This is a genomic window from Serratia sp. PGPR-27 (assembly GCF_022678525.1).
Taxonomy (GTDB): Bacteria; Pseudomonadota; Gammaproteobacteria; order Enterobacterales; family Enterobacteriaceae; genus Serratia; species Serratia nematodiphila.
The window spans coordinates 1-12,837 of the sequence record NZ_JALBYS010000037.1 but is presented as its reverse complement, the minus strand read 5'-3'; the positions used below and the strand labels follow the sequence as shown (position 1 = coordinate 12,837).

Here is a 12,837-nt window from a genome sequence, read left to right as displayed (position 1 = left end):
AAGTAGGCCTGTTGCGGCCTATCGCCAGATTTACGGAGGCTGTTGTTACCATGGCACAGGCCAACCTTTCTGAAATTCTTTTCAAGCCCAAATTCAAACACCCTGAAACCTCGACGCTAGTGCTGCGCGCGCGCAACAAAGTGAGCGCCGCCATGCATTCCGCATTGGAAGGCGACACCACCGGCAGCTGGTACCGCATGCTGAACCCGCTGCTGTGGGCCTGGCGCGGCGTCAGCCCGATCGAAATCCACGAAGTGCTGGCGCGCATCGCCGCCTCCGACGCCGAGCGCAGCAACCCGCAGCGGCTGGATACCGTGGTGGGCTACCGCAACGGCAACTGGATCTACGAGTGGATCCATCAGGGCATGCAGTGGCAACAGCGGGCGACGGAGCAGCAGGATCCGCTGCTCGGCGGCGAATACTGGCTGAAGGCCGCGAGCCTGTACAGCATCGCCGGCTACCCGCACCTGAAGGGCGACGAACTGGCCGAACAGGCGGAGATGCTGGCTAACCGCGCGTACGAAGAGGCGGCGCTGCTGCTGCCGTATCAGCTGAAAGAGCTGGAGTTTCGCATCGAAGGCGGCGGCAGCGTCACCGGGTTCCTGCACATGCCGGAGAAGGGCGAAGCGCCGTTCCCGACGGTGCTGATGTGCGGCAGCCTCGATACGCTGCAGACCGACTATCATCGCCTGTTCCGCGACTACCTGGCGCCGCACGGCATCGCCATGCTGACGCTCGACATGCCGTCGATCGGTTCTTCCTGCAAATGGAAGCTGACGCAGGACTCCAGCTACCTGCACCAGCAGGTGTTGATCCAGCTGGCCTCGGTGCCGTGGGTGGATCATCAGCGGGTGAGCGCCTTCGGCTTCCGCTTCGGCGCCAACGTGGCGGTGCGATTGGCCTACCTGGAGCCGCAGCGGCTGCGCGGCGTAGCCTGCCTGGGGCCGGTGGTGCATCGCCTGCTGTGCGACAGCAGCACCCAGTTGAACGTGCCGGACATGTATATGGACGTGCTGGCGAGCCGCATGGGCATGGCTAACGCCTCGGACAACGTGCTGAAGGTGGAGCTGAACAGCTACTCGCTGAAAATGCAGGGGCTGCTGGGGCGCCGCTGCCCGACGCCGATGATCTCCGGCTACTGGGAGCGCGATACGCTCAGCCCGAAAGAGGAGTCGCAGCTGATCGTCACCTCCTCGGTGAGCGGCAAGCTGGTCGCCATCCCGCGCACCCCGGTCTACGACAGCTTCCACCGGGCGTTGCTGCAGATGTCCGGTTGGCTGAGGGACAAAATGCGTTAATTAGTTGCTAAATTTTAACAGTTTGTTAAAAAGAGTGGTCTACATTGAGGAGGTGAGAGAATGACGTTACCGAGTGGTCACCCTAAAAGCCGACTAATGAAACGTTTTGCCAGCTTGGGGCCGTACCTGCGTGAAGGGCAATGTGAAAACGACCGTTTTTTCTTTGATTGTTTGGCCGTCTGCGTCAATGTAAAGCCCGCTCCGGAGAAGCGCGAGTTCTGGGGCTGGTGGATGGAGCTGCAGGCGGAAGAGGCGCGCTTCACCTATTCGTACCAATTCGGCCTGTTCGACAAGGAAGGCGACTGGACGGCGCAAAACATTAAGGATGATGAAGTGAACGCCAAGCTGGAAGACACCCTGCGCGACTTCCATCGCCGCCTGGGCGAGCTGCTGGCGACCATGGAGCTGGGGCTGGAACCCGCCGACGATTTCAAAGAAAAACTGATCAAACTCTCCGCCTGACCCCGTTTGACCACGTATTGTGCTGATTTCGCGTTGTGCCTGTTGGCATAACGCGTCTCTCCTGTTACAAAGACCTTTGCACTCTTCTTCTCATCATTACACACGGCAGAAATACTATGAACGGCAGCCAGACATTGGTTGTGAAATTGGGCACCAGCGTGTTGACCGGCGGATCGCTGCGTCTGAACCGCGCCCACATCGTCGAATTGGTGCGCCAGTGCGCGCAGCAACACGCCGCGGGCCACCGCATCGTCATCGTCACCTCCGGCGCCATCGCCGCCGGGCGCGAACACCTGGGCTACCCCGAGCTGCCCGCCACCATCGCCTCCAAGCAGCTGCTGGCGGCGGTGGGGCAGAGCCGGCTGATCCAGCTGTGGGAACAGCTGTTCTCCATTTACGGCATCCACGTCGGGCAGATGCTGCTGACGCGCGCCGATCTGGAAGACCGCGAGCGCTTCCTTAACGCGCGGGACACCATGACGGCGCTGCTGGACAACCGCATCGTGCCGGTAATCAATGAGAACGACGCCGTAGCCACCGCCGAAATCAAAGTGGGCGACAACGATAACCTGTCGGCGCTGGCGGCCATTCTGGCCGGGGCCGACAAACTGCTGCTGCTGACCGATCAGCAGGGCCTCTACACCGCCGATCCGCGCAACAACCCGCAGGCCGAACTGATCCGTGAAGTGCACGGCATCGACGACGCGCTGCGCGCCATCGCCGGCGACAGCGTCTCCGGTCTGGGCACCGGCGGCATGGGCACCAAGCTGCAGGCGGCCGACGTGGCCTGCCGCGCCGGCATCGATGTGGTGATCGCCGCGGGCAGCAAGCCGGGCGTGGTGGCGGACGTGATCGAAGGCAAACCGGTGGGCACCCGTTTCCACGCGCTGGAAACCCCGCTGGAAAACCGCAAGCGCTGGATCTTCGGCGCGCCGCCGGCCGGTGAGATCACCGTCGACGACGGCGCGGTGGAAGCGATGATGGCGCGCGGCAGCTCGCTGCTGCCAAAGGGCATCCGCGAAGTGAAGGGCGACTTCTCGCGCGGTGAAGTGATCCGCATCCGCAACCTGGCGGGGCGCGATCTGGCGCACGGCGTCAGCCGCTACAACAGCGATGCGATGCGCATGATCGCCGGGCACCACTCGCAGGAAATCACCGAAATCCTCGGTTATGAATACGGTCCGGTGGCAGTGCACCGCGACGATATGATTGTCAGTTAAGGAGTGAGCATGCTGGAGCAGATGGGGAAGGCCGCCAAGCAGGCCTCCTGGCAGCTGGCGGTGCTGAGCACGGCGAAGAAGAATCAGGTGCTGTCGGTGATGGCCGACAGGCTGGAAGCCAACAGCGAAGCGATCCTGCTGGCGAACGAACAAGACATGGCGCAGGCGCGCGCCACCGGCATGAGCGAAGCGCTGCTCGATCGCCTGCTGTTGACCCCGGCGCGGCTGGCGGCGATCGCCAACGACGTGCGCCAGGTGTGCCGCCTGAACGATCCGGTCGGCCACGTGTTGGACGGTAACCTGCTGGACAGCGGGCTGAAGCTGGAGCGCCGCCGGGTGCCGCTCGGCGTGATCGGCGTGATTTACGAGGCGCGGCCGAACGTCACCATCGACGTCGCCAGCCTGTGCCTGAAAACCGGTAATGCGGTGATCCTGCGCGGCGGTAAAGAGACGCACAACACCAACCAGGCGACGGTGAAAGTGATCCAGCAGGCGCTGGAACAGTGCGGCCTGCCGGCGGCGGCGGTGCAGGCTATCGACAGCCCGGATCGCGCGCTGGTGAACGAACTGCTGCGCCTGGATCGCTATGTCGACATGCTGATCCCGCGCGGCGGCGCCGGCCTGCACAAGCTGTGCCGCGAGCAATCGACCATCCCGGTGATCACCGGCGGCATCGGCGTGTGCCACACCTACGTGGATGCCGACGTCGATTTCGACAAGGCGCTGACGGTGATTGAAAACGCCAAGATCCAGCGCCCGAGCGCCTGTAACTCGCTGGAGACGCTGCTGGTGAACCGCAGCATCGCCGCCGAGTTCCTGCCGGCGCTGAGCGCCAAAATGGCGGCGGTGGGCGTGACGCTGCACGCGGCGGAAAACGCGCTGCCGCTGCTGCAGGGCGGCCCGGCGACGGTGGTGCCGGTGAATGCGGAGGATTACGACGACGAATGGCTGTCGCTGGATCTGAACGTGCTGCTGGTGGACGATATCGATCAGGCCATCGACCACATCCGCACCCACGGCACCAACCACTCCGACGCGATCCTCACCCGCTCGCTGAGCAGCGCCGAGCACTTCGTGCGCGCGGTGGACTCCTCGGCGGTGTACGTCAACGCCAGCACCCGCTTCACCGACGGCGGCCAGTTCGGCCTGGGCGCGGAAGTGGCGGTGAGCACCCAGAAACTGCACGCCCGCGGGCCGATGGGCCTGGACGCGCTGACCACCTACAAGTGGATCGGCTACGGCGACGATCTGGTGCGCAGCTAAGGCCGCATTGCGGTCATAAAGACGTCAGGGCGCAGCGTGCTGCGCCCTGATTGTTTTTGGAAAAGGGGGCTGCACGATAGTCTGGTTGCTTGCAAAACAACCAAACGCCCCGGCGGCTATTGACTCATTTCGCGCGCAGGTCTACCTTGTTCAACGCACTTCCGGCTTGCCCCGCAGGCCCGGCTCGATGCCGATATAGCTCAGTTGGTAGAGCAGCGCATTCGTAATGCGAAGGTCGTAGGTTCGACTCCTATTATCGGCACCACCTCATTTTTTAACTTTTCCTTTCGTACGCTCCGTCACCGACTCTGCCGCAACGCTAAAGCCCATTAATCCGGTGCATGATGCAATACCTGGGCTTGTGTGCCATAAACCGCACAACACACAAACGTCGTAAACGGGAATATGCGTTGCTACGTTGGGACCTCACCGTCTTTTTCTTCTCTGAGAATAAGGCATTGACGCGATTAATTCATTTAAACAAGTGAGGTTGTTATGTGTGAAGATTTAATTTCAAGAACGAAGTGCTTTGTCTTTAATGGTCAAAGATACAGAGTCTTTATCTCTCACCGCAGGGGGACTGGCGGTAATTTGAACCCGCTGTATCTTTTGGATGCTAACTCCCAGTTTTCGGTCGTGACGGAACGTAACAACAGAAAACGCGATGGGGATATTCTTTATATCGGCATTGGCTATCAAGACGGGGTGGATATCTTGAAGGCAAGAACCCGTGATTATACGGTTCCCTCAGGAGAGAAAGAGTTTGCGGAGGGGGGCGGAGCGGCAGCGTTTTATCAATTTATTGCCGCATGCGTTAAACCATGGATCGAAGCGCATTATCCTGTCAACGTAGACCAGCAAACGCTGGCAGGCCACTCGCATGGTGGTCATTTTGTGTTGTATACCCTGTTTAATCATCCTGATGCATTTCAAAATTATTTAGCGGCCAGCCCATCCATTTGGTGGGGCAATGGGGCGTTGATTCCTGACGGCAAGTTAACCATTGATGAGCATGTCAATCAGGTCACGCTGATGGTGGGAGAGTATGAAGAAAAACTTCATCCCCAAAGTAATGAAACAGAGAAAATGCAGATCCTTAGAATGAACGCCACGCCTAATCTGCGAGCCAGAAATCTGGCGGAGAAGTTGATCGGTAATGAACAGCGCTGTAGCTTTGTTTTTTGCACCGGGCGGCGCCATCCCGGCGTTATTAAGGATTATGCACAGGTGGCAAACCTGATCGCTGGGCATCGTCCCCAGAATGACGGGCTTTAGAATAGACATCGCGTTATTCAAGATCGATTTTATTGCTGTTAGTCCGGGCTGACGCTGCGAATCCTATCAATGCGAGTCACCTAGATTGCCAGTGGGAAGTCACCAGGGAAAATAAAATAGTCGACAGGATCTGGCCCCCGAAGAGGCAACACGCTTAGCGCGGCGTCAACGGCTGGCGTGATAGTCATGAATGTATGCGAATTATTTAATTTAAAAACAAAAAGATATTAAAGCATTGAGCCTTCGCCGCAGGAATATTCCTCCTCTTGCCGTACGTCTTTTTCCTGCCTTTCCCCGGTTAAACAACCGTTTAATTAATCACTGTTATAATTACCCCTGTTGAGCCTTGATGGGTGAATTTTTTCCTCCTCAAGCATTGCGATGCGGCGCTCTGTGGCGCGGCATCCGTTTTTGGACATGCCGGTGGTTCGGTGAGAAGTAAGGAGAAGTGCACTATGAGCAGAAAAGACAAGCTCGCGGCGGCCCTTCTGGCCATCTTCCTGGGTGGGCTGGGCATTCACAAGTTTTACCTGGGCATGAAGTGGTGGGGGTTGTTCTACCTGCTGTTCTGCTGGACGGGGATCCCGGCGATTGTCGGCTTTATCGAAGGCATTATTTATCTGTTCCAATCGGAAGATAAATTCAACCAGAAATACAATTCTGGCCTGATTTAATGCTTTTATGACGGTGCTTCCTGTTAAGGGACGCGCCGTCTTTCATTCCATTACTGTTTTTTATCATCATTTTACCGTGTATCTCTTTGCTCATCATTTTATTTGAACTGGAGAGCATGCCGGTATATTTCGACTCCGGCATTTGCCGGCGACGTCGTGCTGTGGCACCGGGCTGCCATTTTCCATCACGGCGTGTGCGTGTTCCGACATTACTTCCGCGCTGCCGGTAGTGGGCTCTGCATCGGCCGCCTAGGACGCGCCGCTGAAGGCGGCCACAGAGGTAAGGATAATGCCTGTAACGATTTTGATTGCCGCTCTCCGGAATGCTATTAATTGCGGTGTGTAGCCTATTGGGTTGATAAAACGCAAAGTGACCCGTTTCGCGGAGATAAAATAACCTCGGAATATTGCTGAAAAATAGTTTTTCTTCCTCGCGGCAAGCAAGGTTGTGTTAATTTTTTAAGTGGCTTTCTCTTTACGCTTTCTGTTTTTCAATCGGCAATAAATATTTATTGAGATACAGAGAGTTATCTTTTTTACGTTGTAGTCACTCGATGAAACATTATTTATGTGATCTTCATAGTCACAGAAATAATGCTGAAATTACTACCTTTCTATCTAACGGCTAATTATTCATGGCATAGGCTTCAACCCCTTGCGTTTCCTGCGCTAGAATCAGGCGGTTTTCTCTTAGAAAAGGATATCGCCATGGCCGCCTGGGCCCTTTTGATCGTCGGTTGGGTGTTGATTTGGCAGGATCACCCGATTGTCGGCGTGCTGTGCATCGCGCTGTTTGCCGTGCTGCAATGGGTGAAGTACGCCGCTAAAGGCGCGCAAGACCCCGAAGAGGCCGCAGAGTGGCGCAAGACCGACTGGCATTCGCAGCCGATTGAAATGGCGCATGCCGGTGACTGTGACCGGCAGATAGGCGGCGTGGGGGAGTTGGGCATGGGCGGCCCCAGTTTTTGGACGCTGCTGCTGCGCGACGGGGCGATGGTGCATGGCGCCAGTGCCGAGCCGCAGGACGTGGACGGCGGCAGGTTGCGCCTGATCCCGACCCGCAGCCGCGAGGGAGAGGGGCTGACGGTGTACGAGCCTGCCGCCCAGGTGATGTACGCGCTGCCGGCGCTGACCGATCGTGAGCAGGGAGCCTTGGCCGCCGGTTCCGCCGAGGCGCTGGCGCGGCTGCGGGCGAAGTGTCGGCAGGTTGAGGCCACGGCGTTGCGGCAGGTGCGCGGTCTGTGGGTGCCGCAGTGGATAGAGGAACCGGCGGATCGTCTGGAGATCACCTTGCCCAGCGGCCGCGCGCTGACGGCGCGTTTGATGTTGCCGCCCGATCTGCGCTATGCAGACGATCCCGCCGCGCTGCTGCACGCACCGCCTTATGCGTTGTGGCTGGATAACCGGCCGACCGATCGCTTCGTGTGCGATCTCGAACGCGTGGCGGAATCCCCGGCGGGTGATGCCTTCAGCGTCGGCGGTTGCCAGTTCCGCGGCGAGCATATCGTGGATGGCCTGTACCACCTCTATTTCGCCGGCGAGTGGTTCTGCCTGCTTTCTTATGCGCACAAACCTGCAGGTGGGCGTGGTTCAGACACCACCTTTTTCGTTGAACGGGTCGAGCCGCAAGACGGCGGCGTGTTCGTGATTGAATGGGATGCCTACAGCGTGGGGCCCGACGGGCGTGAGCCGCGCGTGCCGGCCCCGCCGGTCTTGGTTATCGCGGTGAGCTGGCAGGAAGCGCCGCTGCAGCTGACCACGGCCAATAACCGCGTGACCGTGCGCCTGCCCAACGCTACGGCGTAATGTAACATGGTGAGCTCGCCGGCCTGCAAGGCGCGCGTTAATGCTCACATTTTGATTCGCTTAAGGGCGTTTCTTCCTGATCTTGCCGGGAGACTCGCCAAAATAGGTTTTACACACGCGATTGAAGTGTGAAACATCGACAAAGCCTGCCCGTTTGGCGATATCTGCGATGGAGAGTTCGTCAAATTCTTCGGTATTGAGCATACGTAATGCGGAGTTGGCGCGGTAGTTGATTAACGCCTGGCCGAAACTGGTGCCTTGATTGGCCATCACGCGGTGTAATGTTCTGGTTGAAATGCCGACCTCTCGCGCGATATCCGTTGCGGTCAGAACTAAATTCATGTGTCTTTGATGCAGACTTTCCACGATTTTCTGATAATTTCTATCGCGGCTAAATTTGCGGGACAAGGCATCTTCGCTAACCAAATCGTGATAGAGCAGCGAGAGCAGCATGCCGATTTGATCCAATATCATTGGCGGTTGAAAGTCGATTGTGCTCAGATAAGGCGGAGAAATCTGTTCCAGATAGGTGGCTAATACTTTCCCCCAGCCTGAAAGCTCGCTCAGGTTTTGTTCGATCATTTTTTCGGGATTGGCGACCCAGGTGTTGAGCCATTCAGCAGGCAATGCCAGCGTGCGATTAAGGAAACCCTCCGGCAAAAGTGAAATATATTCCTTGCGCGTATCGAGCAAGATTGCGCTTCCCGCAGGCACGGTGATCTCTTGGCCGTATCGATTAATAAATCGCCATGTGGCGCCGGCATACACGAGGTGGTATTCGTCGCTGGCGCTACGTAGAATATTCTTTCTGTCACGCTGTGAGCGTTTGGCTGAACCATTAATGTCAGTAATGGAGAATTGCCCGGCCTTGAGCGTTGACAGATGGCACCAGAAGCGGGAGTGATCGTCGATGGTGGTTGTAACGCTGATCAGGCTTTGTTTCAGCAGGCGATCAAATTCACTCAGCCGCTCTTCTGCAAGCATGCCGGCAGTTGACCAGTTAAATAAGGAGGACTTGTCCTTTCGCATTGCACCGCTCTCCATTTTACGTTGTCCGTTAACGTTTATTTTTCTCACATTGCCTAAAAAATGACTGTCTGACTGGGAATGTTCCTATTGTCTTCTATTAAAGCTGCACTCCTTTTCCTCTGCGCCGTAAGCCATCATCCTATAATGATAAGAGATAGGTTCCTTCTTAAGATGTAAATATCATAAATTATAGTTGATTGCATCGCTTGAACGGGGATTTATCAGATGATGTTTCTGATGTCATTAAGTTCTCTTATGTAATACAAAGGGGGATTGTTTTAAGGGGCTTAAGTAAACCGCCGTGATGATAATTATTTAAACCGGAATTTGCTTTGGGCGTCACTCAATTGGCTGTGAGTGACAGGTTGCGGGATAATTTGACAGCACATTCTTTTTCTGCCATTGGTTATTTGTGCAATGAAGTTAATTAAATGAGGAGGGAGAAGATGTCTGACGAATTTAACGGAAAGATCAGCGAGCGCGTCGTTCGAGAAATTATTATTTGGATTGATAATAACTTAGGTGGGGATTTGAGTATTGATGCCATATCCAGAAAGTCAGGTTATTCTAAATGGCATCTGCAGCGAGTGTTTAAATTGCGGGCCGGTATCAACCTGGGCGGTTATGTCAGAGAGAGAAGGGCGCTCTTTGCGTACTATGCTTTGACGGAAACGGATATACCAATAATTGATATTGCTTTTATGTTAGGCTTCAATAGTCAACAGGCATTTAGCCGAGTGATTGATAAAACATTCACGCTTTCACCCGGTGTTATTCGTCGGTTAAGCAGAAACGGCACGGTTTCTTTTCCGGCATTGATTAATAACAGCCATTGTTCAACGACCTCCATGAATCCCGCCATGCGGGTCTCTGCCATGGAGGGAATGCGTAAATTATTAATATAGTTAAATTCTAATTTTAATTGACGTCTGGTGATTGCCCCTTTTGCTTTTGATGCCTTGTCACTTTGAGCAAAAAAAATGGCACGTTTAACCCTATTAAAAAGGACGCTCTCCATTAGACTGAAAACAGTGAAATGCACATGGCGATCATGGAAAGGTAATAATTTGATTTTTAAATATTTTTTTCAGTTTTTACCGGGTTTTAAGAGCTGATAGTCCCCTTGGTTATATAAGAAAACGTTGATTTCTTTTAAGGTTTTTTCACAAGACAAGCCAATTTTGTTTCAGGGGGGAGGTAAATGATTGATGGAGTGGCTTATTTAATCAGCCTTTTGTTAATATTCCGATTTTGTGTCTTCAATTTGCTTCTCTGCTGAAAGAGACTAAAATTGATTCTATGCTTTGTCATCTTTCAGCTTGCCTTAACGCTGTAGTACTGTGCCCAGTCCGTTCAGTCCATTTGAAGGAGTGAGATATGTCAAAGAAATATGTTCGCCTTGATAAAAATGATGCCGCTGTGCTATTGGTCGACCATCAAACGGGGTTGCTTTCACTCGTCCGTGATATCGATCCCGACAAATTCAAGAATAACGTTCTGGCGCTTGCCGATCTGGCAAAATACTTCAATTTGCCTACGGTGTTAACAACCAGTTTTGAGATTGGCCCGAACGGCCCATTAGTGCCTGAATTAAAAGAAATCTTCCCCGACGCTCCGTTTATTCCCCGCCCTGGTAATATCAACGCTTGGGATAATGACGATTTTGTTAAAGCCGTCAAAGCCACCGGTAAAAAGCAATTGATTATCGCCGGGGTCGTTACGGAGGTTTGCGTCGCATTTCCTGCGTTGTCAGCGCTAGAAGAAGGTTTTGATGTATTTGTCGTGACTGATGCATCGGGAACCTTCAATGAAATCACGCGTCATTCCGCATGGGATAGAATGTCTCAGGCCGGTGCGCAGTTAATGACCTGGTTTGGCGTTGCCTGCGAATTGCATCGTGACTGGCGTAATGATATTGAAGGCTTGGGCAAGCTGTTCTCTACGCATATTCCGGATTACCGTAACCTGATGACCAGTTTTGATAAAATGAATGGGAAGTGATATTGACCATTCTCAATGGATGTTAGTGGGAAGGTAATTTGGCATGACGACGATGCTGAACACGTATGCATCATGCCAATATCGTTTCCTTTACCACGAAAATATCCGTGATTGAGCCTAAATCTAAATTTGGCCTTTTTTATTTATATTCATCCATAAAAGTTTCTGGGCATAGGATGGGAAATTATGAATAACAAATTCAGTGTGATGTTCAACGCGATTGCCATATCTCTGATGACCTGCGGTATGGCCTATGCAGCGGATACTTCTCACTCGCCGAAAGGGGAACAAGCGGTTGTTCAAACGGCAGAACCTTTCAAGGCCCATGTTTTGATTAATGGGCTTGATGCGCCCTGGGACATGATTTGGGGGCCGGATGGCGACCTCTGGGTGACGGAGCGCAAGGCTGCGTCAATCGTTCGTATCAACCCGCAAACGGGTGAAAAGCAGGTGGCGATCAAGATTGACGGCGTGCATGTCGGGCCGCAGCATGAAGGGGTATTGGGGCTGGCGCTGTCCCCGAACTTCATGAAGCCGGGAGGGGATAACTATGTCTACGCCTCCTATACCTATATGAATGGCAATGACGAGCACGCAAAAATCGTCCGTTTCGAGTACGACGAGAAAACCAAAAAACTGGGGAATGAGAAAGAAATTTTGGCGGGTTTCCCAGCTGGCAACGATCATAACGGCGGGCGCCTGCGTTTTGGGCCTGATGGCAAGTTGTATTACACGATCGGCGAGCAGGGCCACAACCAGGGTGCCAATTTCTGCAAGAAAATTGACGCTCAGCGAATCCCGACCGAAGCCGAGCTGGCTAAAAAAGATTATTCCTCTTACGCCGGTAAAGTCATTCGCTTAAATGTCGACGGCACTGTTCCAAGTGATAATCCGGTGATTCACGGGATAAAAAGCCATCTTTTCACCTACGGTCACCGTAATCCGCAAGGTCTCGTTTTCGTCGGCAATACGCTGTACGCCACAGAACAAGGGCCTTCATCCGACGATGAGTTGAATATCCTCGAAGCCGGCGGCAACTATGGCTGGCCTCATGTCGCAGGCTATCGCGACGATCAAGCATATGTTTACGCGAACTACTCCGAGGCTAAAAATTGCCCGTCTCTGCAATGGGATCCGAACCATATCCCGGCGGGCGTACCGATCCAGAAAGAGACCGAATGGAGCGCACCTGATTTCAAAGCGCCGTTGAAAACCTTCTTTACCGTAAGAGAAGGGTTTACTTATAACAACGCCAGTTGCCAGGGCGATTCATCCTATATGTGTTGGCCGACAATCGCGCCTTCCAGCATTGCGTATTATCCTGAGAATGGCGTGATAAAAGCTTGGCGCAACTCGGTTATTATCACTTCCATGAAAATGGGGGCATTGTACCGAGTGCCGTTAAATGCGGATAAGAAGGATGTGCAGGGGGATGTGATTAAATATTTCCACACCGCGAATCGTTACCGTACGGTGTTGGTGAGCCCTGATACGCGGAAAATCTATGTAGCGACAGATAATTTTGGCAACGTTATGGATGAAACCAACCATCCTACGCACGATCACAGCAACCCCGGTTCGATTCTGGTCTTTGAATATACCGGGCAGTAGTAGTGAATAAGGGAGATATCTGATGATATCTCCCTGAATTGAGCCGGAATAGAACGGATTTTTTGGCTTAGCTGCCGTTACTTTACATAAAGAGGGTAAACATCATGCTGTTATGGCAAAAACCTGAGTTTGTTGACCTGCGCCTGGGGCTGGAAGTGACGCTGTACATTTCCAACCGTTAATCGCCCGTCTGCCCGC

At 54.0% G+C, this 12,837-nt stretch carries 12 protein-coding genes and 1 tRNA gene; 12 read left to right on the top strand and 1 reads right to left on the bottom strand.

Annotated elements, in window-relative coordinates; translation table 11 throughout:
- Positions 1 to 50: 50 nt before the first annotated feature.
- The 8 genes from frsA (at position 51) to MMS95_RS18610 (ending at position 7,998) form a co-directional block, all read left to right on the top strand.
- On the top strand, positions 51 to 1,298 hold the full coding sequence (frsA, locus tag MMS95_RS18645) for an esterase FrsA (protein WP_021504999.1): 1,248 nt from the start codon (positions 51 to 53) through the stop codon (positions 1,296 to 1,298).
- Between the two features lie 60 nt (positions 1,299 to 1,358).
- A complete protein-coding gene (gene crl, locus MMS95_RS18640) occupies positions 1,359 to 1,760 on the top strand; it encodes a sigma factor-binding protein Crl (RefSeq protein WP_004930258.1) in 402 nt (133 codons plus the stop codon).
- A 116-nt stretch (positions 1,761 to 1,876) separates the two neighbouring features.
- Complete coding sequence (gene proB / locus MMS95_RS18635; protein WP_033634090.1) at positions 1,877 to 2,980, top strand: glutamate 5-kinase; 1,104 nt, start codon at positions 1,877 to 1,879, stop codon at positions 2,978 to 2,980.
- A gap of 9 nt (positions 2,981 to 2,989) precedes the next feature.
- Positions 2,990 to 4,243: a glutamate-5-semialdehyde dehydrogenase gene (gene proA, locus MMS95_RS18630; protein WP_019454296.1), complete on the top strand. Its 1,254-nt coding sequence runs from the start codon at positions 2,990 to 2,992 to the stop codon at positions 4,241 to 4,243.
- A 189-nt stretch (positions 4,244 to 4,432) separates the two neighbouring features.
- Positions 4,433 to 4,508: transfer RNA gene (locus MMS95_RS18625), tRNA-Thr, on the top strand.
- Positions 4,509 to 4,738: 230 nt separating this feature from the next.
- Complete coding sequence (locus tag MMS95_RS18620; protein WP_072010129.1) at positions 4,739 to 5,518, top strand: alpha/beta hydrolase-fold protein; 780 nt, start codon at positions 4,739 to 4,741, stop codon at positions 5,516 to 5,518.
- A 455-nt stretch (positions 5,519 to 5,973) separates the two neighbouring features.
- Positions 5,974 to 6,192, top strand: a complete 219-nt coding sequence (locus MMS95_RS18615; protein WP_004930265.1) for a TM2 domain-containing protein — start codon at positions 5,974 to 5,976, stop codon at positions 6,190 to 6,192.
- A gap of 708 nt (positions 6,193 to 6,900) precedes the next feature.
- Complete coding sequence (locus MMS95_RS18610; protein WP_085336591.1) at positions 6,901 to 7,998, top strand: hypothetical protein; 1,098 nt, start codon at positions 6,901 to 6,903, stop codon at positions 7,996 to 7,998.
- A 60-nt stretch (positions 7,999 to 8,058) separates the two neighbouring features.
- On the opposite strand, the gene MMS95_RS18605 is transcribed toward MMS95_RS18610, so the two are convergent.
- A complete protein-coding gene (locus MMS95_RS18605; protein ID WP_085336590.1) occupies positions 8,059 to 9,027 on the bottom strand; it encodes an AraC family transcriptional regulator in 969 nt (322 codons plus the stop codon).
- Positions 9,028 to 9,473: 446 nt separating this feature from the next.
- Between MMS95_RS18605 and MMS95_RS18600 the strand changes: the two genes are divergently transcribed.
- From MMS95_RS18600 to pqqA, 4 genes are all read left to right on the top strand, one after another.
- Positions 9,474 to 9,932: a helix-turn-helix domain-containing protein gene (locus MMS95_RS18600; protein WP_156866560.1), complete on the top strand. Its 459-nt coding sequence runs from the start codon at positions 9,474 to 9,476 to the stop codon at positions 9,930 to 9,932.
- A 472-nt stretch (positions 9,933 to 10,404) separates the two neighbouring features.
- A complete protein-coding gene (gene ycaC / locus MMS95_RS18595; protein WP_033634071.1) occupies positions 10,405 to 11,028 on the top strand; it encodes an isochorismate family cysteine hydrolase YcaC in 624 nt (207 codons plus the stop codon).
- Positions 11,029 to 11,214: 186 nt separating this feature from the next.
- On the top strand, positions 11,215 to 12,639 hold the full coding sequence (locus MMS95_RS18590; RefSeq protein WP_033634070.1) for a glucose/sorbosone family PQQ-dependent dehydrogenase: 1,425 nt from the start codon (positions 11,215 to 11,217) through the stop codon (positions 12,637 to 12,639).
- 104 nt (positions 12,640 to 12,743) lie between these two features.
- On the top strand, positions 12,744 to 12,821 hold the full coding sequence (gene pqqA / locus MMS95_RS18585) for a pyrroloquinoline quinone precursor peptide PqqA (protein WP_004930284.1): 78 nt from the start codon (positions 12,744 to 12,746) through the stop codon (positions 12,819 to 12,821).
- Positions 12,822 to 12,837: the final 16 nt, after the last annotated feature.